A 26,976-nucleotide genomic window follows, 5' to 3' on the forward strand; every position below is an offset into this window, starting at 1 on the left:
TGTTCCTTTCCCCTGCCTCTTGTTCTGTCCCTTGTCAGGAGTCAACCGTTAGAGGGGCACCACGGGGAGGGGGAGAAGGCCGATCCGCCTTCCCCCTCCCCGTCCCCTCAGCGCACGATCTCGACGCCCGACAGCGCCGGGTAGTCCACGGAGGCGGCGAGGTCCAGCGTGAGTTTGCCGTCGCTGACGGTCACGCCGGGGAGGTCCACCGCCAGGGCCGTGCGCCCGCCGCCGCTGCGGGCCACGATGTCGAGGTCGTCCAACCGCAGGGTGCCCTCCGCCGTCACGTCGAAGACCCGCCGCCCCGCCGTGGTGTGCGCGAGGTCGGCGAAGTGCAGCCGCACGAGGTAGGTGCCGTTGTCGATGGGCACGTTGTACACGATCTGGCGCGGGGTGACGGTGCCCACGTTGCCCCGGTAGGTGCGGTAGAGCAGGTCGTTGTCGGTGCCCGCGATCTCGATGCCGGAGGCGTGGTTGCCCTCGTTCACGGCGGACGCGGGGAGGTAGGGCGCGTCGCCGTTCTGGTCCCGGTCGGAGAGCCACACGTTCCCAGCAGGGTCGGTGAAGGTCGGGCCGCCCACGTTGAGGAGCACGGGCGCGGGCTTGATGTTGCCGATCACGTAGATGTTGTCGTTGTAATCGTAGTTGATGCCCGCATAGTCCATGATCATGAAGTAGGTGTTCGGCATCACGGCCCCGGCGCGGTCTTTGGCCCGGTAGAAGCGTAGGTGCTGGCCGCAGGGCCGCGCGCACCCCGCCGAGCGGTCGGCGGTCTGGCTGTTGCGCCGGGGGTCGCTCCACTCGCCGTCCACCTTGAGGCCGAAGGTGGGCACCGTGGGCGTGAAGCCCGCCACCGCGAGCGCCTGGGAGCCGTTCAGGCGGGGCAGCACGCTCTGGCCGTCCACGCCCGCGTGGGTCAGGACCGGGAGGGCGGTCGCGTTGCGCTTGTCATGCCACGAGAGGGTGGCCGTCTGCCCCTGGGTGTGGTACGCCGCGAGCTGCCGAACGGTGACGGGCTGGGTCTCGTCGGCGCGCTGCCAGTAGGGCGCGAGCACCTCGTCGCCCTGTGCCCGCACCAGCCCGAGCTGGTCGAAGGTGGTCTCGCCCCCCAGGAAGCCGAAGGTGTACCCGAAGGCGTCCCTGATCTGGAAGATGTTGGGTTCCTGATTCTGCTCGGACAGGCTCTGCCACAGCCCGGCGAGCTGCACCACCCGGTTGGGCGTGGCCGCGTCGTTCGTGCCCACCGTCAGGGTGCCGAAGTGCCCCTTCGTCGCCTCGGCGGTGAAACGCAGCCGCACGTCCGCGTGCCCCCCGGTGGGGATGTCGAGCGGCAGGGTCACGGCGGGGTCCACCGCCCACGGGCCGCCCACTGTCAGGGCACTCACCCGCAGCATCGAGGTCCCGGTGCTTTTCAGGCGCACGGTGACGAGATTGTGAACGCCATTGCTCGGCGGGGCCGTCAGGCTGCCGATGCGGCTGAAGACGAGCCGGTCGGGCCAGGGGCCGCCGTCGAGGTTCTCGACCTCCAGGGTGGCCGTGCCCGTGCCCGTGCGGATGGCGCTCGCGGTGGCGGGGAGCGAACGGTTGCCGCTCGTGTCCACCGCGACGACCTGGTAGTACGACCGCACGCCCTCGGGTGCCGGGTCGCTGTACGCCGAGGCCGCCACCGGCTGCGGGGTGAGGGCAGTGAAGGGACCGTCGGGCAGTGCCGCTCGGAAGACCAGATAGCCGCCCAGGTCGGCCTCCGTATTGTCGCCCCAGTCCAGCGCGATGCCGTCCGCACCGGGGACGGCGGTGAGACCTCCCGGCGCGGCGGGCGGGGTGGTGTCCGTCGCGCAGCTCACCCGCGCCTCGGCCCAGTCGGCGTGGTCGTAGCTCGCCCCGTCGCCCGCGCTGTCCGTCACCAGCCGCAACTCCTGCACCCCGCTTACATTCACGCTCACGGGCAGGGCCGGGTCCACGCCGCGCCGCACCGGACTCTCGTAGAGCTTGACCCCATCGCCGAACACCTGGAAGACGACGCTGCCCCGGTCGCCCACCTCGTCGTCGAGGCCGACCTGCGCGGTGAAGGTCGTGCAGCGTGCCCCCAGCGCGTAGGCCACGGTGGCGACCGCGTGGACGCCCAGCCCCTTGGTGAAGGTCTGCCCGCCGACCGTCAGCGCCCGCCCGTCGCCCAGCGCCTTCTCGCCGTTGCTGAGGTCCCTCTCGATGGGTCCCCAGTTGTTCTGCGCCAGGGTCCACGGCAGGTCGGAGAGGAAGTTGTCCCCGCTGGGCTGCCGCGCCGGACAGCTCACCTTCGCCTCGGCCCAGTCGGCGTGGTCGGAGCTGATCCCGTTGCCGCCGTCTGTGATGACCAGCCGCAGGTTCTGCACCCCCGTCACGTCCACACTGACGGCCCGCGCCGCGTCGGTGCCGCGCAGGAGGCCGCTGTCGTAGAGCTTGGTCGCCGTGCCGCTCCACACCTGGAAGACGACGCTGCCCGCGCTGCCCACCTCGTCGTCCACCCCGACCTGCGCGGTGAAGACGTTACACATGCCCCCCAGGGCGTAGCTCACCTCGGAGTTGGCATGAACGCCCAGTCCCTTGGCGAAGGTCTGCCCGCCGACCGTCAGCGTGCGCCCGTCCCCGCCGAGTTTATCGCCGTTGCTGCGGTCCTTCTCGATGGGTCCCCAGGCGTTCTGCGCCGAGGTCCACGTGAGGTCCGACAGATAATTTTCGTTGCTCACGTCCGCCGCTTGAAGACCGGGGGCCGGGGCGTGGGCACCGACCCACGGGTAGCTGCGCCCGCCCGCGTAGGGGTCGCCCGCCGGGGTGTCCAGGCGGTCGCTCCAGGGATAACTCTGCCCGCCCGCGTAGGGGTCGTTCGCGTCCGGCGAATCGGACCGCGAACACGCCCCCAGCACCAGCCCCAGGCCCACCAGCCCCACCGCCCACACGGGGCGGCCCGCCCGCCTCACCTGCCTGTTCGCCATAGCTTCCTCCCGAAGTGGATGCCTCTGAAAATCTGAACTGCCCCAGCATGGGGAGCCGGGCGTCAACGTTTCGTTGCAAGGGGGGCGGGAGGTGGCCGTGGGGTGTGGGTGGGGGTGCCGTCGCGGTTCCCTTTTATTTTTCGTTAGCGCGCGGTGCCTACGCTCGGGGAAGAGGGCGGGGGCCGTGCTCGTGTGGGCGGTGGGGCAGGCCGCCTCCCCCCATCCCCAACGTCAGCGTACCGTTGTCTCATGAAGTTCATCCCCGAGCCTCACCCCTGAACCGCAGAAACCGCAGAGAGGAGCGAGACCTGTGCAAAGACCCCTGGCGGCCCGACTGCCTGCGGCCTCACCGGAGCGGCCCCCGTGGACGTGGACGCCCGCCCCCTGGGTGTTCGCCCTGGGCGCGGCGGGCCTGGCCCTGTTCGCGGGCGTGACGACGGTGGAGCGGCCCCTCCTCGCCGTCGGCGCGGCGCTCGGCGTGTTCGCGCTGGGTGTGGCGCTGGCGCTGCGGGCCGAGCTGCCCCGGCTGGCGCTGGGCGTACTGGGCGGCGTGCTGCTGGGCTACGCGCTGCTGGGGCGCGGCTTCGCCTACGTGGGGGCGGCCCCGCTGTACGTGGGCGAACTCACCCTGGTCCTCGTGCTCGGCGCGGCGCTGCTGATGACCCGCCCGCGCACCCTGGCGCGGCTGCCCCTGGCGTGGCTCCTGGGGGGCCTGTTGCTCGTCGGCCTCGTGACGACGCTGCCCCACGTGGGCACCTACGGCCTCGACGCCCTGCGCGACGCCGTGCTGTGGGGCTACGGCCTCTTCGCGTTGGCGGTGGCGGCCCTGCTGCTGCGCGCCGGGGGAGTGCTGGATGCGGCGCGGGCCTACGCGCGGTGCGTGCCGGTCTTCCTGTGGTGCGCGCCCGTGGTGATCGTGGCGGGCGAGGTGGCGGCGGCGGCCCTCCCCCGCTTCCCCGGTGCGGCGGCCCCACTGGGCGAACTCAAGGGCGGGGACGTGGCCGTTCACCTCGCGGGCATCGCCGCGCTGCTGCTGCTGGGGCTGCCCCGGTTGCTCGCGTCGGGCCGGGCGGCGCTCCTCCCGCACGCGGCCTGGGCGCGGCGCGAGTGGGTGTGGTGGGCGCTGTGGCTCGCGGCGGCAGCGATTCCGGTCTTCCGGGTGCGGGCGGGGCTGCTGTCCATCGTGGTCGCGGTCCTCGTCGTCGTGCTGCTGCGGCCCGGCAGCCGCTGGGGCAAGCCCGCCGCGCTGACCACGCTGGCGCTCGCCGGGCTGCTCACGCTGGGGGGCGGCATCACCCTGGGCGAGCGGCGCAACACCATCTCCGCCGAGGCCCTGGTGCAGAACCTCCAGAGCATCTCGGGCCAGAGTGACGACAGCTACCGCAACGGGACCCGCAGTTGGCGGCTGAACTGGTGGGGCGACATCGCGCGCTACACCTTCACCGGGCCGTACTTCTGGACGGGCAAGGGCTACGGCATCAACCTCGCCGACGCCGACGGCTACCAGCTCGGCTACGCGGCGGGCGAGGCCCGCCTACGCAGCCCGCACAACGGCCACCTCACCCTCCTGGCGCGTTCCGGGGTGCCGGGGCTGGTCGCCTGGACGCTGCTGAACCTTACCTTCGCGCTCGGGCTGCTGCGGGCCTACTTCCGCGCGCGGGCCGCCCGGCGGGAGCTGTGGGCGCGGCTTAACCTGTGGACGCTGGCGTACTGGGCCGCCTTCATGACGAACGCCTCCTTCGACGTGTACCTCGAAGGCCCGACGGGCGGCATCCCGTTCTGGTGTCTGTTCGGCTTCGGGATCGCCCTGCTCGCGGTGCAGCGGCGTTCTCCTCCCATCGTCTCACCCCCCCTTCCCCCCCGAGGTGCCGCATGACGTTCATCCCTACCCGCCGTCCTCCCCGGCCCCACGTGATGCACATGGTCGCTAACCTCGACCTCGGCGGCTCGGAGGAGGTCGCGCTGGCCCTGACCGAGTGGCTCGCCGGGGAGTGCGAGTTTTCCTTTTTCGCCACGCTGGGGATCGCCGACACCACCGTGGGCCGGGACATGCAGGAGCGGCTGCGGCGGCTGAACGTCCCGGTGTACTGCGGCACGCCGCTCGACATGAAGCGCGGCGGGATGATTCACGGGGGACTGCGGCTGCGGCAGGTTCTGCGCCGCGTGCGGCCCGACGTCCTGCACCTGCACACCGACATCCCCGACGGGGCCTACGCGGCGAGCACCCTCTTCGGGCGTGACGGGCCGGGGCTGCGGGTGGTGCGGACCATCCACAACACGGTGATCTGGCCGAAGTGGCACCGGGTCGGGCGCTGGGTCGAGCGCCGACTGGAGGACACCGACATCGTGGCGGTGTCACACGCCAGCCTGGAGGGCCTGCACCGCTTCCGGGACAGTCAGGGCCTGCGTCGCCTGCCTGGCGAGCAGGGCGTGGTCGTGTACAACGGCGTGGCCGCCCGCCCGCTCCCGCCCGCCCGCCGCGAGCCGGGACCCGCGCGGGTCCTCTTCGCCGCCCGGATGGAAGCCCAGAAGGGCGTGGACCTGCTCCCCGCTATCCTGGAGCGGGCCGCCGCCCTCACGTCCGCCCCGGCGAGCGTCACGCTGCTCGGTCACGGGACGCTGGAGGCTTCCCTGCGACGCCGGATGGGGACCTCCTCCCTGCGCTGGCCGGTCACGTTCGGGCCGCCCGTGCCGGGGCTGGGCGCGCGGCTGGCCGACTACGACGTGGTGCTGATGCCCTCGCGCTTCGAGGGGCTGGGGCTGCTCGGCGTCGAGGCGCTCATCGCGGGCACCCCGCTGATCGCCTCCGACATCGATGGGCTGCGGGAGGTCGTGCCCCCCGGCCATGAGCTGCTGGCCCCGCCGGAGGACGTGGAGGCCTTCGCGCGACTGCTTGCGCGGGTGGTGGAGGACCCGCAGGCTCACCGCGAGCGCGCCCGCCCCCTGAGCGCCCCCACGGCGGAGAGGTTCAGCCCCGCGCGCATGGCGGACGCCTACCTCCGTATCTACCGGGCGCACGCGGAACGGCAGGTCCCCGCGTCGCCGGGCCGGGCGGTGGCCGTGTGAACGTCCTCGTGGTCCACAACTTCTACCGCCAGCCGGGCGGCGAGGACGAGGTGTTCCGCGCCGAGACGCGCGAGCTGGCGCGTCAGGGGGTGAACGTCCACACGTTCACGGTCCACAACGACGACCTGCGGGGGCACTCGGCGGCAGGGACGGCACGGGCGACGATCTGGAACCCGGCCCCGGCGCGGGCGTTGTCGGCGCTCGTGCGCGAACATGGGATAGACGTGGTGCATTTCCACAACACCTTCCAGGTCGTCTCGCCTGCCGCCTACCGGGCGGTGCGGGGGGCCGGGGCCGCCGTGGTGCAGACGCTTCACAACTACCGCCTGCTGTGCGCGGCGGCCACACTCTACCGGGACGGCCACCCCTGCGGGGACTGCCTGGGCAAGACGCCCCCCTGGCCCGCCGTGCGCCACGCCTGCTACCGAGGCAGCCGCGCCGCCTCGGGGGTGGTGGCCGCCATGCAGACCACCCACCGCCTGCTGGGCACCTACGACCGCGCGGTGGACCTGTACATCACCCTGACCGACCAGATGCGTGACGTGTACGTGCGCGGCGGCCTGCCGGGGAACAAACTCGTCGTGAAATCCAATTTCCTCGCCGAGGACCCCGGCGTGGGGGGCGGGGACGGCAGCTACGCCCTGTTCGCCGGGCGGCTCACCCCGGAGAAGGGGGTGCGGACGCTGCTCACCGCGTGGCGTGAGTCGGGCCTGGGCGAGCGGCTGCCCCTGCGGGTGGTCGGGGACGGCCCGCTCGCCGGGGAGGTCGAGGCGGCGGCACGTTCGGGGTCCGGCGTGGAGTTCCTCGGCCAGCGGCCCCATGCGGACGTTCTGGAGTTGATGCGCGGCGCGCGGCTGCTCGTCTTCCCCTCCGAGTGGCCCGAACCCTTCGGGCTGACCCTGATCGAGGCCCTCGCCACCGGGCTGCCCGTAGTGGCGGGTCACATCGGCTCGGCGGCCACGCTCGTGGAGCACGGCCACACCGGGCGTCACTTCCGCCCCGGCGACCCGGCGGACCTCGCCGCGCAGGTGCGCTGGCTGCTCGACCACCCGGAGGACTTCGCCCCCATGCGCGGTCACGCCCGCCGGGCCTACGAGGCGAACTACACCGCCCCCGCCAATGTCCGCGCCCTGCTCGACCTGTACCGCCGGGCGATCCGGCAGCGCGCGGGCCAGCCCCACCCCGGCCACCCCTCACCCCTGCGCGGAGGTTCCTGACCATGAGACGCCCCCAACCCCGGCCCACCGCCCACCGCCTCGCCCTGCTCCTGGCCCTGGGGGCCGGGCTGCTGGGCTGTGGCCGCCAGTCCTCCACCGAAACTGAAGCGAATGCCGGAACGGAGTTCGTGTACGACGGGGGAGACTACAGTTGGAGCAGCGGGGCGGACGCGGGCGTCACGGCCCTGACCCTCGCGGCAGGCGACAATCCCCTGAGTGCCCAGCCCTGGGCCGCCGCCACGAACGGCTGGGGTCCGGTCGAGGTCGATGCGAGCGTCGGCGAGAAGGGCGCGGGCGACGGGCGCACCCTCACGCTCGCGGGCAGGACCTACGCGCGGGGCCTCGGCACCCATGCCAACTCCAGCCTAACGTTCGACCTGAACGGGCAGTGCCGGACGTTCACGGCGGACGTGGGCGTAGACGACGAGGTGGGACCTCGCGGCTCGGTCGTCTTTCAGGTGTACGGGGACGACGAGAAGCTCTACGACAGCGGCGTGATGACGGGCGCGAGTGCGACGAGGAGCGTTCAGGTGGACGTGTCGGACAGGGCCGAACTCCGGCTCGTCGCCACGAACGGGGGCGACGGCCTGAGCCACGACCACGCCGACTGGGCGCTTCCCCTCCTGGGGGGGTGTACGGCGACGCCGGGGGCCATCCGCATCAACGCGGGCGGCCCGGCGCAGACCGTGGGCGGGACCGAGTGGCGGGGCTGCACGTCCGTGGGGGCGTGCGGGGGGTACGTCACGGGCGGCTTCGCCTACGGGGAGGGGGACGCGGTGACGGGGACGCTGCCGCCCGCGAACGCGGCGCTCTACCAGACCGAGTGGACGGGCGGCGTGACCAACGGCGTGGAGGCCGGGGAGGTCGCCTTCGCCTTCGACGTGCCCGTTCCGAACGGCGCGTACCAGGTCCGGCTGCACTTCGCGGAGCTGAACAAGACGGCGGCGGGCGCACGCGTCTTCGACGTGAACCTGGAGGGCGGCGGGGCCGAGCTGGAGGGCCTCGACATCTTCGAGGAGGCGGGTGGGGCGGGCCGCGCGCTCGTCCGCAGCGTGCCCGTCACGGTCGCGGACGGGGCGCTGAACATCGCCTTCGTGCGGCGGGTGGAGAACGCGAAGGTCAGCGCCATCGAGATTCTGCCGCTCGCCCCACAGGGCGGCGCGGGCGACGTGGGCCTAGCGCCCGCCGAACTCGTCTACAGCGGCGTGCGCGGCACCGTGAGCGCGCCCCGGACCCTCACCGTCCGCAACGGCGGCACCGGGCCGCTGCGGGTGACGGGCCTGACCCTCGCGGGCGAGGACGCGGCCAGCTTCCGGCTGGAGGCCCCGGCCCTGCCCCTGACGCTCGGGGCCGGGGGGAGCGTGGCCGTGCCGTTGCGCTTCGCCCCCGTGAACGACCTGGGATCACTCCGGGCGGAGGTGCGGGTCGAGACCGACGACGCCGACGAGCCGACCCTCACCGCCGGCCTCTCCGGCCTGAGCGCGCGGGGGCTTCAGGGCGACCAGGAACCGCCCCTCCAGGCCATCACCCAGACGCTCGGGTACACGGTGAACGTGGGCGGCAGCGCCCTGATCCTGGGCACGGGCACCGAACCCCTGGGCGACGAGGTGGCGGCCCCGCTGTTCCGCAAGCTCGGCAGCGGCCCCGTCACCCTGCGCCCGGTGGCCCGCTACTCGCCCGACGACCTGCTCCCCTTCGGGTATTTCACGGAGACGGGCGGCACACCCACCCTCAACGAGGTCGCCGTAATCGCGCGCGGCCAGGAACAGACGCTCAATCCGTCGGTCGTCTCGGGCGGGGCGGGCGGCTTCGACCCCGGCACGGCGACCTTCGGCCTGTACGTGGGCCGCACGAGCTACGCGCCGCAGCCCAACTTCACGCGCGACAGCCTGAACACCGGCCCGGTCCGGCACGCCACGCGCATCTACCCCCTGAGGGACCGCGCCGGGCAGCCGCTCACCGGGCAGTACCTGGTGGCCTTCGAGCCGGCGGTGAACGGCGACTATCAGGACTACGTGTTCGTGGTGGGCAACGTGGTCCCGGTCGTGCCCCCGGTGAGCTGGCAGGAGCGCGCGGGGGCGCGGGTGGCCGTCTCCGAGGCGCAGGGGGCGGCGGTGAACGGGCGGCTCTACATCTTCGGGGGCTTCGACAAGGACCTCCAGACCACCGCCCGCGCGCAGGCGTACACCCTCGCCACGAACTCCTGGGCGGCGGTTCAGGACATGCCCCAGCAGATCACCCACGGGGCCGTGGCGGCGGACGGGGGGACCATCTACATGGCGGGCGGCTTCGTGGGCCGCCATCCGGGGCCACAGACCGCGAACGTGTGGAAGTACAGCGTGGCGCAGGGCACCTGGAGCGCCGGGCCGCCGCTGCCGCGCGCGGTGGGGGCGGGTGCTCTCGTGCGCCTGGGGCGGCGGCTGCACTTCTTCGGCGGAACCGAACGCGACCCGTCGGACACGAACATCTACCGCCGCGACTCGCCCGACCACTGGGTCCTGAACCTGGACGGCGGGGACACGACCTGGGAGAGCCTGGCCCCGCTGCCCAACCCGCGCAACCACCTCGCCGGGGCGGTGCTGAACGGCAGGATTTACGCCCTGGGCGGTCAGCACCTCGGGGACGAGGACCACGGCAATCAGGCGGCGGTCCACGCCTACGACCCCGCCACGAACACCTGGACCGAGCGGGCGAGCCTGCCGCGCGAGGTGGGCCACATCAACGCCTCGACGGTCGCGTGGGGCGGCCAGCTCGTCGTCGTGACGGGGGTGGCGGGCCACTCCGCCGAGATCGCGGACGTGAACGCCTACGACCCCGCCGCGAACCGCTGGACGGCCCTCACGCCGCTGCCCGCCGCCCGGCAGTCGCCCGTCGCGGGGGTGATCGACGGACAGCTCGTCGTCTCCACCGGCTCGCTGCCGTCGGGCGTCTTCGCGACGACCTGGGTGGGCGACCGATGACCCGGCGGCTGAGGGTCCTCTTCCTGTTCGAGGGGCTGTACGGGCGCGGGGCCGAGCGCGTCTCGCTGGGCCTGATCTCCCGCCTCGACCGGGAGGCGTTCGAGCCGTCCATCTGGATTCTGCGCGGCGGCGAGGACGCCCTGCGCGCGGAGGTGCCGGAGGGCGTCCCCGTGACGGTCGTGCTGGGGGAGGGCCAGCGCATCCGCCACGCGCTGACACGGGTGCCCGCCACCCTGCTGCGGCAGGCGCGCGGGGCCGACGTGATCGTGGGCACGGTGGAGCTGATGCCCACGTACTTCGCGGGGCTGGCGGGCCTGCTCACGGGCAGGCCCGCCGTCGGCTGGGTCCGCAACTCGCTCGACCACACCTACGCCGAGCAGCCCGCGTGGCACCGCCTCCTCTCGCGCGTGGTCTACGCCCGGCTGCCCCGGCTGGTGTGCGTGTCGCGGGGAACGCGTGACACCCTCGCCCGCCTCCAGCGCCTGCGCGACGAGCAGTTCCGGGTGGTCTACAACCCGGTGGACCTCGCCCGCATCGGCGAGTGGCAGGCCGGGCCGCTTCCCGAGTGGGCACAGGGCATGACCCGGCGGCCCACCGTCCTCGGGGCGGGGCGGCTGACCGCGCAGAAGGGCTTCGACACGCTCATTCGCGCCCACGCCCTCCTGCGGGAGCGTGGGGTGGACCACGACCTCCTGATTGTCGGCGAGGGCGAGTTGCGCGGCGAATTGGAGTCCCTCATCCGCGAGCTGGGTGTCTCGGGGAGCGTCCACCTGCCCGGCCACGTCCCCAATCCCTACCCGCTGATGCGCCACGCGGCGGCCTTCGCCCTGTCCTCACGCTGGGAGGGCTTCGGGAACGTCGTCGTGGAGGCGCTCGCGTGCGGGGTGCCCGTCGTCTCCACCGACTGTCCCTCCGGCCCCGCCGAGATTCTGGAGGGGGGCCGCCACGGTCTGCTCGTTCCGACCGACGACGCCGGGGCGCTGGCCTCCGCCCTCGGCACGGTGCTGGGGGACTCCGCGCTGGCCGCCCGCCTGCGCGAGAACGGCCCCCGCCGGGCGCGTGACTTCGCCCCCGAGGTCACGGTGCCGCAGTGGGAGGGGGTGTTGCGCGAGGTGGCGGCGGGGCGGGCGGCGGCGGACCGGACAACGGCGGGGGCGGGGACCTGAACCCCCCGCCGGGCACCGCTTTTGCGTTCGGGTAACGAGGGCGCACGCAGCATGGCGGGCAGGCCGAAGTCCGAGAAGTGCCGCCGCCGCCCAACAGAGGAGTCCACGCATGCAGGTGTACCGCGACAGCGTTTCTTCCCCCCCGTCCACGTCCGCCGCCGCGCCCCTCGTGCGCGGGCGGGGGCTGGTCAACGCGCTCGCGCTGTCGCTCGGCGACGTACTCGGCCTCGGACTGGCCCTCGCGCTCGTGGCAAGTGTGGGTGGGGAAGCCCTCCCGCGCTGGGCTGGGGGCGCGGCGGTGGTCTGGGTCCTCGGTGCCCACGTCCTGGGCCTGGCACCCGGCTGGGGCCTGAGCGCCGCCGCCGAACTCAAGCGCCTCGCGGCCCTGTCCCTGATCGTCTTCACCAGCACGGCGGCGGGTCTGTGGCTCGCGGGGGGCGGAATAGGGGCGCGCGACCTCGCCGTCCTCGCGCTGGCCTTCGTGGCCGCGTGGGTGTTCACAGCGGGGCTGCGGCCCTTCGTGCGGCGAATCCTGATCCGGGCGGGGCTGTGGGGCGTGCCCGCCGTGGTGTACGGCGGTGGGGCCACGGGCGCGCAACTCGTCGCCACCCTGCTCGATCACCCCGGCTACGGCTACCGCCCCGTCGGGGTCGTGGACGACGGCGCGGCCCCCGGCGAGCGGGTGCGCGGCGTCCCGGTGCTGGGGTCGGCGGCGGCCCCGTCCGCGCCCGTGGCCGTCCTCGCGCTGCCCGACGTGGGCCGCGAGCGGCTGTCCGAGATGCTCGACGGCCCGCTGCGGGCCTACCGCCGGGTGCTCATCGTTCCCGACCTGCCCGGCGCGGAGACGCTGTGGATGACCGCCTGCGACCTCGGCGGGGCGCTGGGGCTGGAGGTCACGCGCGACCTGCTCTCGCCCGTCTCGCGCGCGGGCAAGCGGGCCTTCGACCTCGCCGGGGTGCTGCTCAGCGCCCCGCTGTGGCTGCCCGCCTGCGCCGTGATCGCGCTGGCGATCTGGCTGGAGGGCCGCGCCCACCCGCTGTTCCTCCAGCGCCGGGTCGGCCTGGACGGCCAGCCCTTCACCACCTGGAAGTTCCGCACCATGCGCCCCGACGCGGAGGCGGTCTTGCAGGACGCCCTGACCCGCGACCCCGCCCTGCGTCAGGAGTGGGAGACGACCTTCAAGCTGCGCCGGGACCCCCGCGTCACCCGCCTGGGTGCCCTGCTCCGCAAGACCAGCCTCGACGAACTGCCCCAGCTCGTGAACGTCCTGCTCGGCCAGATGTCGCTCGTGGGGCCGCGCCCGCTGCCGCCCTACCACCACCACGAGCTGCCCCGCCACGTCCAGCTCCTGCGCGAGCGGGTGTGCCCCGGCATGACCGGGCTGTGGCAGGTCTCGGGCCGCTCGGCCTCCGGCAACGCCGGGATGGAACGCTGGGACCCCTACTACGTTCGCAACTGGTCCCCGTGGCTCGACCTCGTGATCCTGCTGCGGACCGTGCAGGTCGTGTTGCGCGGCTCGGGCGCGTACTAGCTCCCGGTCCGCCGGTCGTTCACAGTGCGGTGCGACGGGTTCCCGGAGTGGGGGCCGCCGGGGCAGGGGAGGGCTGCCACGTTCGCCTCCCCCTCGTCCGGCTGCCGGACGGGCGGCGCTCGGCACCACACCTCCCCCCAACCCGCCGCAGCCAGCTCTCCACTCTCCATCAGAAGGAAGAAAGGAGGCATGCCCGGCCCTCCGGTCTTTCCCCGACCCCTCCCCCTGCCCCACTGGGTTAGACTGGGTTCCTCCCCGCCGTGTCTATCGAAAATTGTACATCTCCTCACCGAGCAACGAACCGTTAACGCACCGGGCGTCACACTCTCGCAGATCATCCGGGAGGCCGGGCCGAACGTCGGCTCTCCTGCACCTGCCGGACGAAAGGAGACCCCATGCCTCAACGCCCGCCCAGCCGCCCGCCGCCCCGCGCCGGAGTGGCGCTCGCGCTGGCCGCCCTGCTCGCGGCCTGTTCCTCACCGTCCACCGCGCCGGGGACCGGACCCTACGAGTACGAGGCCGGGGTAGACTACTCGTGGTCGGATGTCCCTCCGGGCACGCCAGCGCAGGTCGAGGCCGGGTATCCCTGGCGGGGCGTGCGGGCGCTGAATACCCCGACCGACAACAGCCTGAGCGCCCTGACGTGGACCTCCGCCGTGAACGGGTACGGCCCGGTGGAACTCGACCGCAGCAACAATACCCGTGTGGGCGGCGACGGCCAGCCGCTGCGTATCGGCGGCGCAACTTACGCGACGGGGCTGGGAGTTCACGCCAATTCGGACATCAGCTACGCGCTGGGCGGGGCGTGCAGCCTGCTGACCGCGCAGGTCGGCGTGGACGACGAGGTGGGCGACCGGGGCAGCGCCGTCTTTCAGGTGTGGAACGGCACGGCGGCCAAACTCTACGACAGCGGCGTGATGCGCGGCACGGACGCGGCCAAACCCGTGAGCGTGGACGTGACCGGCGTGCAGAACCTGCGGCTCGTCGTCACCGACGCGGGTGACGGTATTCAGTTCGACCACGCCGACTGGGCCGAGGCGCGGGTGCGCTGCTCGGCCACCCAGCCCTCGGGCGAGAAGTTCCTGAGCGACCTCACGCCGGTCTCGGCGACGAACGGCTACGGCCCCTACGAGGTCAACCGCAGCAACGGCGAGCGCACCGCCGGGGATGGCCGCACGCTCACCGTCGGCGGCACGACCTACCCGCGCGGGCTGGGCGTCCACGCCGCGTCGCAGCTCGACTACGATCTGGGCGGCACCTGCTCGACCTTCAGCGCCTCGGTGGGTGTGGACGACGAGGTGGGGGATGCGGGCAGCGTCGTCTTCCGGGTGCTCGCCGACGGGGAGGTGCTGTTCGACAGCGGCACCCTGACCGGGCGTGACCCGGCCCGCTCGGTGAACGTGAGCGTGGCGGGCCGGGCGCGGCTGAGCCTTCAGGTGGGTGACGCGGGCGACCGGGTGAGCCACGACCACGCCGACTGGCTGAACGCCAAGGTGGTCTGCTCGGTGGTGCAGCCCACCGTGAGCGGGGTGGAGGTCAGCCCGCCCGCCGTGACGCTGACCGTGAACGGCACCCAGCAGCTCACCGCCGACGTGAAGGGCACCGGGGCCTACGACGCGGGCGTGACCTGGAGGACCGGGAACGCGGGCGTCGTCACCGTCAGCTCCACGGGCCTGATCACGGGGGTGGCGGCGGGCACGGCCACCCTGACGGCGACCTCGACCTTCGACCCCGGCAAGTCGGGCACGGCGCAGGTCACGGTGAACGCGCCCTCGACCCTCCCGCCGGGCGGCCTGCTGATCAACTTCCAGCCCGCCGCCTCGCGGCCCCCCACAGGCTACACGGCGGACACGGGCGCGGCCTACACGGACGCGCGCGGCTTCGGCTGGATCACCGAGGCGAGCGCGGGCAGTGGCGCTCCCGTGCCGCTCGACATCACGCCGAACTCACGGGACCGGGCGCTCGTCGGGCTGGACACGCGGCTCAACACCCTCCAGCACATGCAGTTCCCCGCCTCGGTCGCCAGCACGACGGCGGTCCGCACCCCCGCCGCTTGGGAGTACGCGCTGCCGAGCGGCGTCTACACCGTCACCGTCAGCGTGGGGGACGCGGGCAACTCCTACGACAGCACCCACCAGCTCAACCTTGAGGGCCAGCTCGCGGTGGGGGCCTTCACACCCACCCCGGCGCGCAAGTTCCGGTCCACCACCCTGCGCGTGCCCGTGACCGACGGACGCCTTACCGTGGACGCGCGCGGCGGCACGAACACGAAGATCAACTCCGTGGTCATCCGGCCCGGCGACCGCCCCAGCGTGCGCGGCACCACCCCGCAGGACGCGCAGACGATGGTGGCGACCACCGCGTCCCTCACGGCGGACGTGAACCTCCCCGCGAGCGCCATCGACCTCGCCACCCTCACCCCGGCGGCGGTGCGCCTCGTGGACGCGGGCACGGGCCAGGCGGTTCCCGCCTCCCTGAACACCTCGGGCGGGGGCGACGCGGTGGTCTTGCAGCCGTCGGGGCAGCTTCAGGCCCACACCCGCTACGTCTTCGAGATCACCGAGGCCCTGAGGGACACGCGCGGCGCGGCCTTCCTGCCCATGAGCCTGAGCTTCACGACGGGCGCGAGCACCACGGGGGGCGGCGTGGCCTTCGAGAAGATCGAGCTGCCGACCGCCCCCGTCATGCCCTACACGACCGTGGAGATGGGGCCGGACGGGCGGCTGTACGCGGCGACGCTGACGGGCGAAATCCTGCGCTTCGGCGTGTTGCCCGACGGCACGCTGGGCGAGCCGCAGGTCATCACGTCGGTGCAGGCGGCGGCGGGCGGGCCGCGCACCATCGTCGGGATGAAGTTCGACCCCGCCGCCACCGCCGACAACCTCGTGCTGTGGATGAGCAACAACCACTTCTGGGACGGCACGGCGAACTCCCCCGACTGGAGCGGCAAGATCACGCGTCTGAGCGGCCCGAACCTGGAAACCGTGCAGGACTACGTGGTGGGCCTGCCGCGCTCCATCCGCGACCATCAGACGAACAGCGTGGCCTTCCGCCCCGGCGAGCCGAACGCGCTGTACGTCTCGCAGGGCAGCAACGCGGCGATGGGCGCGCCCGACACCGCCTGGGGCAACCGCCCCGAGCGGCTGCTGAGCGGGGCGCTGCTGCGGGTGGACCTCTCGAAGATCACCTCGCCCCCCCTGAACGTGAAGACCGGCGAGGGCGGCCTGTATAACCCCTCCGCAGCGGGGGCCGCCGTCACGATCTTCGCCAGTGGCATCCGCAACGCCTACGACCTCGTGTGGCACACCAACGGCCAGCTCTACGTCCCCACGAACGGCTCGGCGGCGGGCGGCAACACGCCGGGCACCCCCGCCTCCCTTCCCGCCGCGTGCGCGAACCGCCCGGACGGCCCGTACACGGCCCCCCCCGTGCCCGCCCTGAGCAACGTGAGCGTGCAGCACGACTTCCTCTTCCGCATCACCCAGGGCGGCTACTACGGCCACCCCAACCCCCTGCGCTGCGAGTGGGTCATGAACGGCGGCAACCCCACGGCGGGGGGCGACCCCGCGCAGGTCGCCGAGTACCCGGTGGGCACCGCGCCCGACCGCAACTGGCGCGGCTTCTCCTACGACTTCGGCGAGCACGTCTCCGCCAACGGCGTGATCGAGGAGTACACGAGCGCCCCCACCTCGGCCCTGCGGAACAAGCTGCTCGTCGTGCGCTACAGCGCGGGCAAGGACATCATCGTCCTCACGCCGGGGGGGGCCAGCGGCGACATCGTGGCGGCCCAGACCTACGTCACCGGCCTGACCAACTTCAACCCCAGCCCCCTCGACCTCACGGAAAACCGCGCGACCGGCCACCTCTACGTCGCCCAGCTCGACGAGCAGACGGGCAGCGGCAAGCTCACGCTGGTGCGGCTGAAGTAGGCGGCCCGGCCCACATTCCCCCTACACTCCGCGCCGCCCGGCCCTCCCCGGCTGGCGCGGCGTCCTCTCTTCCCCTCCTCTTCCTTCCCGGAGGTTCGCCCCCATGACCCTGAGAGGCGTCCTGCTTACGCTGGCCTGCGCCCTGACCGTGCCGAGGGGGGAGGCGGGCGTGTCCCTCCCCCCGACCGCCCCGCCCCACACCCTGACGGTCAGCCGCGTCTACGCGGGCGCGGTGGCCTATCACCCGAGTGGGTCCCTCCTCGCTACCGGCAACGGCGAGGGTGAGGTCCGGCTGTGGCCGCTGACGGGGGGCCTGCCCGCCGGGGAGGGGGGAGCGCGCACCCTCCGGCAGCCCGGCGCGGTGCGGGCGCTCGCCTTCGGCCCGGACGGACGGGAGATCGCGGTCGTCGGTGGGGACGGGCGCGTGCGGCTGTGGGAGGTGGGGACGGGGCGGCTGCGGCGGGTGCTCGTGCCGGGCACCTACCACGTTACCTCCGTCGCCTTTTCCCCGGACGGGCGGACCCTCGCCACGGGCGGCGGCGACAACTCGGCGCTCTCCGGCCCCGGCAACGGCGTGCGGCTGTGGGACGCGGCGAGCGGGGGGGCCGTCGCCACGCTGCCCGGCCACACGGACGTGGTGACGGCGGTCGCCTTCTCCCCGGACGGGCGCACGCTCGCCAGCGCCAGCCGCGACGGCACCGCCCGGCTGTGGGACGCCGCCGCCCGGCGCGAGACGGCGACCCTGCGCGGTCACGAGGACCATGTGAACGCGCTCGCCTTCCACCCGGACGGCCAGGTCCTCGCCACCGGGGGCGCAGATGCCCGCGTGCGGCTGTGGGAGGTGCCGGGGGGCCGCCTCCTGCGGACGCTGAGCGGCCATGCCGGACCCGTGAGGGCGCTCGCCTACGCTCCGGGCGGCGCGGCCCTCGCCTCGGGTGGGGAGGATCGCCGCGTGCTCGTCCGGGACCCGGCGACGGGGCGGGTGCGGCGCGACCTCGGCGGCCACACGGCCACGGTGGAGGCCCTCGCCTTCAGCCCGCGCGGCGACACCCTGGCCTCGGTCGGGGGCCGGGACCGGACGGTGCGTCTGTGGGCGTGGCGATGAAACGGTCGTGGAAATCCTGACCTCCACCGCCGCCCGCCGCCGCTGGGGTCGAGGACGCCGACGAACGCCCGGTCATCTTCCAGACAGCGCATTCATGCCGCATGCCGCTGTTCGGCAGCACCACGCTTGATACTCCCCGGCCCGAGTCCCTTCGCCCTGACCCACCCCCGGCCAGCCGCCAAACGTTTGACGTTCAATTTTTGACCTTCACTTTCTCATTGATAAGTTCCCGACTCAATTTCTTGCTCATACCGTAGGTTTATTTATGGTAATCCGCAGTATGAGAAGGTTCCAGCCCATCTTATGTGGATTGCGGTCAGACTCATCAGGTTGGATACTTTTATCCTGAATCGCGCTCCCCGATTCCATGATTGGGGCGGAGTGACCGAGCATTGAGAGCGGGATTCGTCATTCAGTCTCGCAAGACGTGTCTCATCCCTCTTAAAGACCTAGACCTGTCAGTGGCGTTAAAGTTAAGTTGTCTACATCTCAGGCGAATTGAACAAGCCGTGAGAACTTATTTGATGAGTTCTTAGATTTGCCGTCCTGGTGAGCGTCCTCACTCTTCACACCCACCATTGTTTAGGTTTTAAATGAAGGTGTGTTCACCTGAAAGAAGGTCCAAATGAGAATGCGATTTGAAACGCGTAAAACGTGGACTTTTACACAGGGCGGCACTGGTGCATGCTCAGGGGCATGAGCGCCCCCTTCCTGCCACTTCCAAACCGGGCGACCCTGATGGGCACCCCACCGTCTTCCTCGTACCGGGGTTCACTTCAACTCGGGCACATTGCGCGCCATTGACCTCCGCGCAGTGAGGAGCGGGCGACTTTCCCCGCCTCCCCGTCCCCCCGGCTCATTCCACCCTGCCCCCGGCGGGGACCGGGGATGGAGGTTCATGTGCTGACCCTTCACCTGCTGGGACACGTTCACGTCACGCACGGGCAGCGGGCCGTGCCCATCTCGGCGAAGGCGGGCGCGCTGATCACGTACCTCGCCATCGAGAAGCTGCCGCAGCACCGCGAGCGGCTGGCCGACCTGCTGTGGGACACGCTGGAGTCTCGCAAGAACCTGCGGGTCGAACTCGCCCGCATCCGCTCGGCGGGGCTGGACGTGTTTCCGTCCAGCAGCCAGCTCCTGCACCTCGACCACGTGACAAGCGACTTCGACGCCTGGTGCTCGGACGCCCACCGCGACATGAACGAGCGCCAGCTCACGGGCTGGCTGGCGACCCTGCGCGGCCTGCCCTTCACCGGATTGGAGGACCTGGGCAGCTCGACCTTCCAGACGTGGGTGGACCAGCAGCGGTGGCTGATGATCGGGCAGATCGAGGGCCACCTGCGCCGGGCGTACTGGCGGCACGCCCGCGAGGGCCACGCCTGGGCGACCCGCCTCATCGCCGAGCGGGCGGAGGCGCTGGGCCTCGACGATCCGGCGCAGGAGGCGCAGGCGCAGACACAGGCCGAGGCCGCCGCACCGTTCCCCGTCCCCGGCGTGTTCCCGGCCCCTTCCCCTGTCCCCGCGCTCCCTTCTTCCCCCGCCCCCACCGTCGAGGCGGCCCTGTCCCCGGCTCCCGCGCCGCGCCGCGCCCTGACCGTCCACTTCGAGCGTCCCGCCGAGGAACGCGAGCTGCGCCGCGCGTTGGGGCAGGCCGAGGAGCAGGCGCGGCTGATCTACCTGCACGGTCCGGCGGGCAGCGGCAAGAGCTACCTGCTGCGACGCTTGGCCGCGCAGCTCGACTGGGCCACGGTGCCCGTCGCGTGCGGTCGCCCCGCCCGGCTGGTGGTGGCGGGCCTCGCCCAGGCCCTGCTGCGGCTGTGTGACCCCGCCGACGCCCCGACCCTGAACCACCTGCTGCTTCACCCGGCGGGGCTGGAGGAGGACGTGGTGAAGGTGGCCCACCTCCTCTCCGGGGTGCGCCGCCGGGTGCTGCTGGTCTTCGATCAGGCGCAGGACATGGCCCCCGACCTCCACCCGCTGCTGGAATTTCTCGTGGAGTCCTGCGACGAGGGGGGGCGGGCCTTCGTGGTGCTGGGCCGGGAGCCGTCGGCGCGGGTGCCGCTCGTGCGGGCGCTGCTGCGGCGGGTCGAGCGGCCCCGCCGTCTGGAGCTGTCGCTGGCGCTCCTGCCCGTGGCGAGCGTGCAGCAGCTTCTGGAGGCGCAGTTTCCCTTCGAGCCGTCGGGACGGGTGCGGGCCGCCGCCGCCCGGCTGCTCCAGCGCAGCGAGGGCAACCCCCTGCACCTGCTCAGCCTGCTCGCGGACGCCCCCAACCTGGAAAGCGCCCACGACGCCCCCATGCCCCAGGCCGTGCTCGACGCGTGCGGGGCCGAGCTGGGGCGCTGGCCCGCCCGGCTCGTCGAGGCCGCCGCCCGCCTGAGCGTGATCTGCGGCGGGTTCGACCTCGCCCTGGCGAGCGCGGCGCTCGGCGAGGAGACCGGGGTCACGGCGGCGCTGTTGCACGAGGCCCTCGAACTTCGCCTTCTGGAGGAGGTGGGGGCGCAGACGCCGCTCCCCCTGCCCCTCGGGTCGGTGCCGGGGCGGTCCCCCGAGGGCCAGGAGGCGGACCCCGACCGCGCGCCCGCCGGGGGCCGCTACCTCTTCCGCAGCGAGGGCCTGCGCCTCGCGCTCGCCCTGCGGCTCCCCCGGTTCGTGCGGCAGGAGGTGCGGTGCCGTCTCGCGGCGGCCCTGGCGGGCAGCGCCCCCGGCCTCGCCGCGTACTACGCCGGGCGCGCGGGCCTGCCGGAGGAGGCCGCGCGCCTGCGGGGCGAGTACCGCCGCCTCCTGCCGCACGACAGCCCCCTGCACCACGCCCCCACCGACCCGCCGGGCACGCCCCCCGCCCCGGTCCCGTTTCCCGTGTCGCCCGCGCCGGGGGCGGACGGCCCCCTCCCCGGTCCGTCCGACGCGCCGGTGGTTCACCAGGGCTACCGCCTCTTCCACGACCGGGGGGGCCTGAACATCCTCAGCTCGGCCCGCTACGGCCCGGCCCCCACGCTGACGCTGCGCCTGCCCGTGCCCCTCGCCGCGCCCGGTCAGCCCGCCGAGCTGCGGCTGCTGTGGCGGCTCGACCTCTACCGGGGCGGCGAGGAACTGGGGCCGACCGTGCCCCCCTTCGCCCTGCGCGTGACCGTGCCCGGCTCCGGGGTCGCGCACGTGCTCAGGCCGGGCGGGCCGTGCCTCTACCGCGAGGAGGACGCCGCCCAGGTCGCCCACGCGGGCGTCGGGCTGGGGGCCTGGATGGAACACCACCTGCACCTCGGCCCGGAGGAGGTGGGCGCGGGCACGGGCGTCCTCGAACTCAGCGTCCGCGCCGTGGACCTCGCCCTCACCCTCGCCGCCGTGCGCTGGAACGGGCGGGACCTGCCGCTCGCCGCCCCGGTCACGCGGCCCCACTCCCGGACGCTGGCGGGCCTGTAGAGCGGGCTTGCAGGGCAGTCGTCGGGAGGAGGCCCTCTGGAGACCGCCAGTCACCAGCAGGAGCACCGCCCGTCCCCCCCGCGCCCCCGGTCCCTCGTCGGACGGGGGCGTGTCCTGTCGTGGTCGGTCCCGTCGCTCCTCTTTTCCGGGGAGAGGAGGAGCGGCCAGGAGGCGGCGTGTGTGGGCGGGTGTTGTTCGCTCCTCTGCCCGGTAGACGGCTGGCCCCAGTCGTCCGGCGGAGAACCAGTCGTCCGGCGGAGAAGCGGGACATCCCGCCCCGACGCCTCGCGGACGGCCTACGGTCCGCCCCCCAACCCAGGCGCTGTGGCACGCCAGTTTTCGGCTGGATCGAGGCCTTCCCGAATCCCGCCCCCCATTGGCGATGCCGTAACGCCCCCCCTCCCATACTGGCCGCAGGGTGCGGAGAGGGCCGCGAGGGAGGCTGCAAGGTCCCCGCCCACCGCCACCCCCACCGCGTTTCCACGTCCCGCTCAAGACCCGCCGCTCACGCGCCGCCGTGGAGGTTCTATGTCTTTCCCAGTGTCGTTTCCGTCGCTTCGGCAGACTCACCGCCCGCCCGCACAGGCCGTCCTCTTCCACACCGCCCCGCGCACCCCCTGGGAACGCGCGTGAAGGCGATCATTCCCGCCGCCGGACTGGGCACCCGCCTGCGGCCCCTGACCTTCGCGCGGCCCAAGCCCGTGCTGCGGGTGGCGGGCCAGCCCATCATCTGCCACGCCCTGCGGACCCTGAGCGACGCGGGCATCGTGGACGTGGGCATCGTGGTCTCGGGCCTCACTCACCGCGCCATCGAGAGTGTCGTGCAGGGCGTGGAGGGCGTGAACATCACCTTCATCCATCAGGACGAGATGCTGGGGCTGGGCCACGCGGTCAAGATGGCGCGGAGTTGGGTGGGTCAGGACGATTTCTGCGTCTACCTCGGCGACAACCTCTTCGAGCACGGGGTCGGGAGCTTTATCGAGGCCTTCCACGCGCGCCGGGCCGAGGCCGTGGTCGCGCTCGTGGAGGTCGAGGACCCCAGCGCCTTCGGGGTCGCCGTGCTGGGCGACGGGGGGCGCATCACGCGGCTGGTCGAAAAGCCCCGCGTGCCGCCCTCGAACCTTGCCGTGGCCGGGATGTACTGCTTCTCGCCCGCCATCTTTGACGTTCTGGAGACGCTGGCCCCCAGCCCGCGCGGCGAGTACGAGATCACCGACGCCATCGCCGGACTGATCGAGGGGCGGGGGGGCGTGTACGGCGAGCGCGTGACGGGCTGGTGGAAGGACACGGGCCGCCCGCAGGACCTCATCGACGCCAACCGCCTGCTGCTGGAGCCGCTGCGGACCTGCGTGCTGGGCGACGTGACCGGCTCGACCCTGACGGGCCGGGTGGTCGTGGAACTGGGGGCCGAGGTCCGGGGCAGCACGATCATGGGACCCGTCCTCATCGCGGCGGGGGCACGGGTGGAAAACGCCTACCTCGGCCCCTTCACGAGCGTGGGGCGCGGCAGCGTCATCCGCAACACCGAGATCGAGTGCAGCGTCATCGACGAGAACGCCGAGGTCCGCGACGTGAACGCCCGCCTCCAGGGCTGCCTGATCGGCGTGGGTGCCCGCGTCATCGGGCACGGGTCGATTCCCCGCGTCCACCGCTTCACCCTCTCCGACGCCAGCGTCCTCGAACTCGGCTGCTGAGCGTCCGCCCGACCCCCACCCCCACGGGGAAGAGGGAAACGCCCGGCCCGGCCAGACACGCGCCGTTGGAACGTGGCGACCCTTCCCCACTGCCCTTCCCTTCCCCCAACGCCCCGCCCTTCCCCCAGTTCAGAGAGGAGCCTGATGTCCCCCATCCCCCTTCCCACCGACCCCGGCCCGGCGGAGGACGCCGACTTCCGGCGTTTCCTCGCCACCCTGCGCCGGGGGGCGCTCGTCATCGCGGGGGGCACTGTGCTCGCGGGGGGGGCGGCGTTCCTCCTCGCCTCGCGGCAGGCACCCGTGTACGAGGCCCGCACCAGCCTGATCACCGTGCCGGGCGACGGCGGCGGGGGCACCGCGCTGCGTGAGAGCGTCTTCGCCGCGCCGCCCCTGCCACGCGGTGCCCTGGAGGACGCGCTGCAAAGCCGTGAGGTCCTGGGGGGCGTCCTCGCCGCCGTGGGGACCAGTGGGCTGCCCCCCGCCACCGTCCAGAGCCTCACGCGGGAGGTGGACAGGCAGCTCGCGGGCACCTCCTCGTCCTCGGCCCTGAGCGTGACGGCGCGGGGCAACTCCCCGCAGGACGGCGTGTACGAGGTCCGGGGCCGCGCCGCCACCCCGCAGGGGGCCTCGGCCCTCGCCGACGCGGGGGCCTCGGCGCTGCTGGGCTGGGACGCCGAGCGGGCGCGGCGTCGCCTCTCCGCGCTGCGCGACCCGCTGGAGCGGCAGTTCACCGCGCTCGACGAGCGGCTGGGCACCCTCCCGGCCCCGGCCACCCGCCGCGCCCGGCTGGAGCGGCAGACGCTGGAGGCCGCCCGCGCCCAGGTGCTCCGCAACCTCGCGCAGGTCACGGCGCTGGGGCAGTCCACGGTCGGCACCCTCGACCGGGTGGCCGTGGACGGCGCGGCGGGGGCGGGCAGCGTGCGGCAGATTTCGCCGCGCCCCCTGCGCTCGGCGCTGATCGCCGCCGCCGTGGCCCTGCTCCTGCTGGCGGGGGCCGCGCTGCTGCTCGACCGCACCCGCCGCCGCATCTACGACGCGGGCGACCTGCGCGGCTGGGGAGTGCCGCTGCTGGGCCGCCTTCCCACCCTGCGCGGCGCGGCGCGGACTCCGCAGACCGCCGCCGCCGGGCCGTGGCGCGACCCGGTGGGCTTCCTGCGGGTGAACCTGACCTCCCAGTTGGGCAGCCTCCCAGGGGCGGGGGCGGCACCGGGCACGGGGGGGCCGCGCCGCGTGGTCGTCGCCAGTCCGGGCGGCGGCGAGGGCCGCAGCCTCGTGACGGCGGCCCTCGCGTCGAGCCTCGCGGCGGGCGGGGAGCGGGTGCTCGTGGTGGACGCCGACACGCGGGGCACGGGTCAGGCGGGGCTGTGGTCCATCTCCCCGGCGAGCGGCGAGGCCCGGCCCTCCGCGCCCATCTCCCCGGTGGCCGTCACCGTCGCCGGGGGCGTGGACCTGCTGCCCGCCGCCAGCCTGCGGGGCGCGGACGGCGGCCTCGACCACGCCCGGCTGGCCGCGTGGCTGGGGGAGCGGGCCGGGGCCTACGACACCATCCTCCTCGACACGCCGCCGCTGCTGACCTCGCCCGACGCGGTGACGCTGGCCGCCCGCGCCGGGGGACTGGTCCTCGTCGTGGTGCCCGGCGCGACCGGGAGCCGCGAGGTCGAGGCGGCCCTCGGTGCCGCGCGCACGGCGGGGGCGCGGGTGCTGGGCTTCGTCCTCAACGCGAGGCCGGGCACCGTGGGCACCTCGGGCCGCGTCGCCCAGAGGGCGCAGACCCGCGACCTCGTGCCGGGGGAGGCCGCCGTGCGCTGAGCATGGCAAAGGGGGGGAAGGGGGCCGGGCTGAACGTCCGGTCCCCTTCGTCGTCCTCCGGTGGTCAGGGCAGGTCAAGTGGTGGCGCGGCGGCCAGCCACAAGAGAAGGGGAGAGGGCGGCGATGCCCTCCCCCTGCCCCACTCCTCTCCTCCTACGGAGCCGGGTAGTCGGTGACGTAGACCGGCACACCGACCTTCGTCATGTCCGCCGCCTCGCCCACGCCGTTCACCACGTGGTCGATCACGCCCGCGCTGAGGTTCACGGTCATGATGTGGTGCAGCCGCACGCCGGGCGTCTGCGGGACCTCGAAGCCGTTCTCGGTGCGGATGGAGGGATTGTTCTGGTTGAAGACGTACACGCCGCCGCCGTACAGGGTATGGGTCTTCACGCCGGGGGAGACCTTGTACCCCGCCCAGCCGTTCACGCCGTCGTGCGACCAGTCCGCCTGGGTGGGCGGGTCGTAGGGCAGCTCGTTCTGGTACAGGACCGTGGTGCCGTTCTCGCCGTTCCAGATCGTGTTGTATTCCTGGAAGTGTTCGACGAACAGGCCGGTGGCGGTCACGTTGTCGCCGTTGATGACGGCCCCGTTGCGTCCGATGTTGGTCCTCCACCGCTCGGTGTCGCCGTTCACGCCCCCCGTGAAGCCCTCGGTGCCGTGGTCGGCCCGCCAGACCCAGGTGTGGTCGATGAGCACGTGGTCGCTGTTGACCTCCAACGCCACGTCCGTCTTGCCGATGTGCGGCCCGCCGACGCGGAAGTACACGTCGCTCAGGGTGGTGGGGTTGGAGGGGTCGTTCTTCCAGCGCGCGTTGTTCCCGTTCTTCGTGCCCACTTGCAGCAGCACGGGCGACTCCACGGTGCCCGCGTCCACCGTGACCCCCGCGATGACGACGCCCGGCACGTCGGCGACCCGCAGCGGCGTCGCGCCCCGCACGGCGGTGAGCGTGGCGTGGCCCAGGCCCAGCACGACCGTCTCGGGCCGCCGGATCACGATGCTCTGCGCGACGTCGTACACGCCCGGCGTGAGGAGCAGGTGCATTCCACGGGCTAGCTGGTTGTTGATGGTCTGGACCGAATCCGAGGGCCGCGCGACGAAAAAGCGGCTCAGCGGCAGGGTGCGGCCCGGCGTGACGGTGCCCGCGCCGTTCCACGAGGGGCCGCGCGTGTTCGTCCGCGCGGCGGGTACGCGCACCTGATACTCGCCGCGCCCGTCCACGAACAGGTACGGCTTCTCGCGGCTCAGGGGCGTGGTGTCCAGCGTCGTGTAGGGCGGATTGGGGAAGGTCGCCTCGCTCGGTGCCCCCTCCACGCCAGCGAACACCTGATTCCACACGCCGTTCGACCACTCGCCGACCGTGCTGTTGCGCGTCAGCCACTGCTGCTGCGAGCCGTTGATGACGACCCCGGCCCGGCTGTCGGCGATGAAGCCGCCGCTCGCGTACTGCGGCCCCGCCGTGCAGTAGTCCATCAGCGACAGGTTGCCGCCCTCGACCTGAACCCGGCGCAGCGACACGGCCTGCGATACCGCCCAGAAGTTCGCCGATGCCCGGCAGCCGTCCTGCCCCGCGCCGTTGACATCCACCGTCAGGTTCGAGACCGTGCGCCAGAAGTTGACGAGCGCGATGCAGTTGCTCGTGCCGTCGTCCCCCAGGCAGCGGTTGTACGCCTCCACCTTGCCGTTGATCACAACGTCGGTGGGCGACGCCCCCAGCCCGGTGATCTCGGTGTAGTACCCCACCTTGATCTGGAGCGGCTGCGCGTCCGTGCCGTAGGTGCCCGGTTTGAAGAGGAAGGCGTAGCGCTCGCTGCCCATCTCGTTATTCACCTGCCGCGCGTACGTCGCGTCGAGGACCGCCTGAATCTCGTTCACGGGCATGGCCGGGTCGAAGACGACGATGTTCGTTCCCCGCCCCCGGTGGTGCAGGGCCGAGAGGGTCGTCTCTGCCCCCAGCGGATTGTCCGCCGTCAGGCCGTCGCTCGCGGCGGAGGGTGTCTGTCCGCACGCACTCAGCAGGGCCGTCAGCCCGGCGAGCAGGAGAAGGGGGCGACCGGCACGGGGTCCGGCGGGCGCGGGGCTTGGGCGGTGCGTGGACTCCTGCTTCATGAAC

At 73.0% G+C, this 26,976-nt stretch carries 13 protein-coding genes; 11 read left to right on the forward strand and 2 right to left on the reverse strand.

Features of this window, described 5'->3' with window-relative positions:
• Positions 1 to 107 precede the first annotated feature (107 nt).
• The gene (locus V3W47_RS09420) at positions 108 to 2,972 is read right to left on the reverse strand and encodes an NPCBM/NEW2 domain-containing protein (protein ID WP_331824955.1); all 2,865 of its coding nucleotides are present in this window, start codon (positions 2,970 to 2,972) and stop codon (positions 108 to 110) included.
• A gap of 310 nt (positions 2,973 to 3,282) precedes the next feature.
• Here V3W47_RS09420 and V3W47_RS09425 point away from each other — a divergent pair, with 310 nt between their 5' ends.
• The 11 genes from V3W47_RS09425 to V3W47_RS09475 all read left to right on the forward strand — a co-directional run bounded on the left by V3W47_RS09425 (position 3,283) and on the right by V3W47_RS09475 (position 24,866).
• Positions 3,283 to 4,848, forward strand: coding sequence for an O-antigen ligase family protein (locus V3W47_RS09425; RefSeq protein ID WP_331824956.1), 1,566 nt, complete (start codon positions 3,283 to 3,285; stop codon positions 4,846 to 4,848).
• Complete coding sequence (locus V3W47_RS09430; RefSeq protein WP_331824957.1) at positions 4,845 to 6,038, forward strand: glycosyltransferase family 4 protein; 1,194 nt, start codon at positions 4,845 to 4,847, stop codon at positions 6,036 to 6,038. The genes V3W47_RS09425 and V3W47_RS09430 overlap by 4 nt, the downstream gene beginning before the upstream one ends.
• A complete protein-coding gene (locus V3W47_RS09435) occupies positions 6,035 to 7,255 on the forward strand; it encodes a glycosyltransferase family 4 protein (protein WP_331824958.1) in 1,221 nt (406 codons plus the stop codon). Before V3W47_RS09430 ends, V3W47_RS09435 begins: the two co-directional genes overlap by 4 nt.
• 2 nt (positions 7,256 to 7,257) lie before the next feature.
• The gene (locus V3W47_RS09440; RefSeq protein ID WP_331824959.1) at positions 7,258 to 10,215 is read left to right on the forward strand and encodes an NPCBM/NEW2 domain-containing protein; all 2,958 of its coding nucleotides are present in this window, start codon (positions 7,258 to 7,260) and stop codon (positions 10,213 to 10,215) included.
• Entirely contained in the window at positions 10,212 to 11,381 is a 1,170-nt protein-coding gene (locus V3W47_RS09445) for a glycosyltransferase (protein ID WP_331824960.1), read from the forward strand. The genes V3W47_RS09440 and V3W47_RS09445 overlap by 4 nt, the downstream gene beginning before the upstream one ends.
• Positions 11,382 to 11,490: 109 nt before the next feature.
• Positions 11,491 to 12,912 (forward strand): exopolysaccharide biosynthesis polyprenyl glycosylphosphotransferase, encoded by a 1,422-nt coding sequence (locus V3W47_RS09450; protein WP_331824961.1) that lies wholly within the window; start codon positions 11,491 to 11,493, stop codon positions 12,910 to 12,912.
• A 395-nt stretch (positions 12,913 to 13,307) separates the two neighbouring features.
• Positions 13,308 to 16,841, forward strand: coding sequence for an NPCBM/NEW2 domain-containing protein (locus V3W47_RS09455; RefSeq protein WP_331824962.1), 3,534 nt, complete (start codon positions 13,308 to 13,310; stop codon positions 16,839 to 16,841).
• Positions 16,842 to 16,944: 103 nt separating this feature from the next.
• Positions 16,945 to 17,946: a WD40 repeat domain-containing protein gene (locus V3W47_RS09460; RefSeq protein ID WP_331824963.1), complete on the forward strand. Its 1,002-nt coding sequence runs from the start codon at positions 16,945 to 16,947 to the stop codon at positions 17,944 to 17,946.
• A 900-nt stretch (positions 17,947 to 18,846) separates the two neighbouring features.
• Positions 18,847 to 21,363 carry an AAA family ATPase gene (locus V3W47_RS09465; RefSeq protein WP_331824964.1) on the forward strand — a complete coding sequence of 839 codons (2,517 nt, stop codon included), beginning with the start codon at positions 18,847 to 18,849 and terminating at the stop codon, positions 21,361 to 21,363.
• Between the two features lie 629 nt (positions 21,364 to 21,992).
• Positions 21,993 to 23,057 (forward strand): glucose-1-phosphate thymidylyltransferase, encoded by a 1,065-nt coding sequence (locus V3W47_RS09470; RefSeq protein WP_331824965.1) that lies wholly within the window; start codon positions 21,993 to 21,995, stop codon positions 23,055 to 23,057.
• A 144-nt stretch (positions 23,058 to 23,201) separates the two neighbouring features.
• Positions 23,202 to 24,866, forward strand: coding sequence for a P-loop NTPase (locus V3W47_RS09475; protein WP_331824966.1), 1,665 nt, complete (start codon positions 23,202 to 23,204; stop codon positions 24,864 to 24,866).
• Between the two features lie 153 nt (positions 24,867 to 25,019).
• On the opposite strand, the gene V3W47_RS09480 is transcribed toward V3W47_RS09475, so the two are convergent.
• Positions 25,020 to 26,972 carry a pectate lyase-like domain-containing protein gene (locus V3W47_RS09480; protein ID WP_331824967.1) on the reverse strand — a complete coding sequence of 651 codons (1,953 nt, stop codon included), beginning with the start codon at positions 26,970 to 26,972 and terminating at the stop codon, positions 25,020 to 25,022.
• Positions 26,973 to 26,976: the final 4 nt, after the last annotated feature.

Source organism: Deinococcus sp. YIM 134068, assembly GCF_036543075.1.
GTDB classification, from domain to species: domain Bacteria; phylum Deinococcota; class Deinococci; order Deinococcales; family Deinococcaceae; genus Deinococcus; species Deinococcus lichenicola.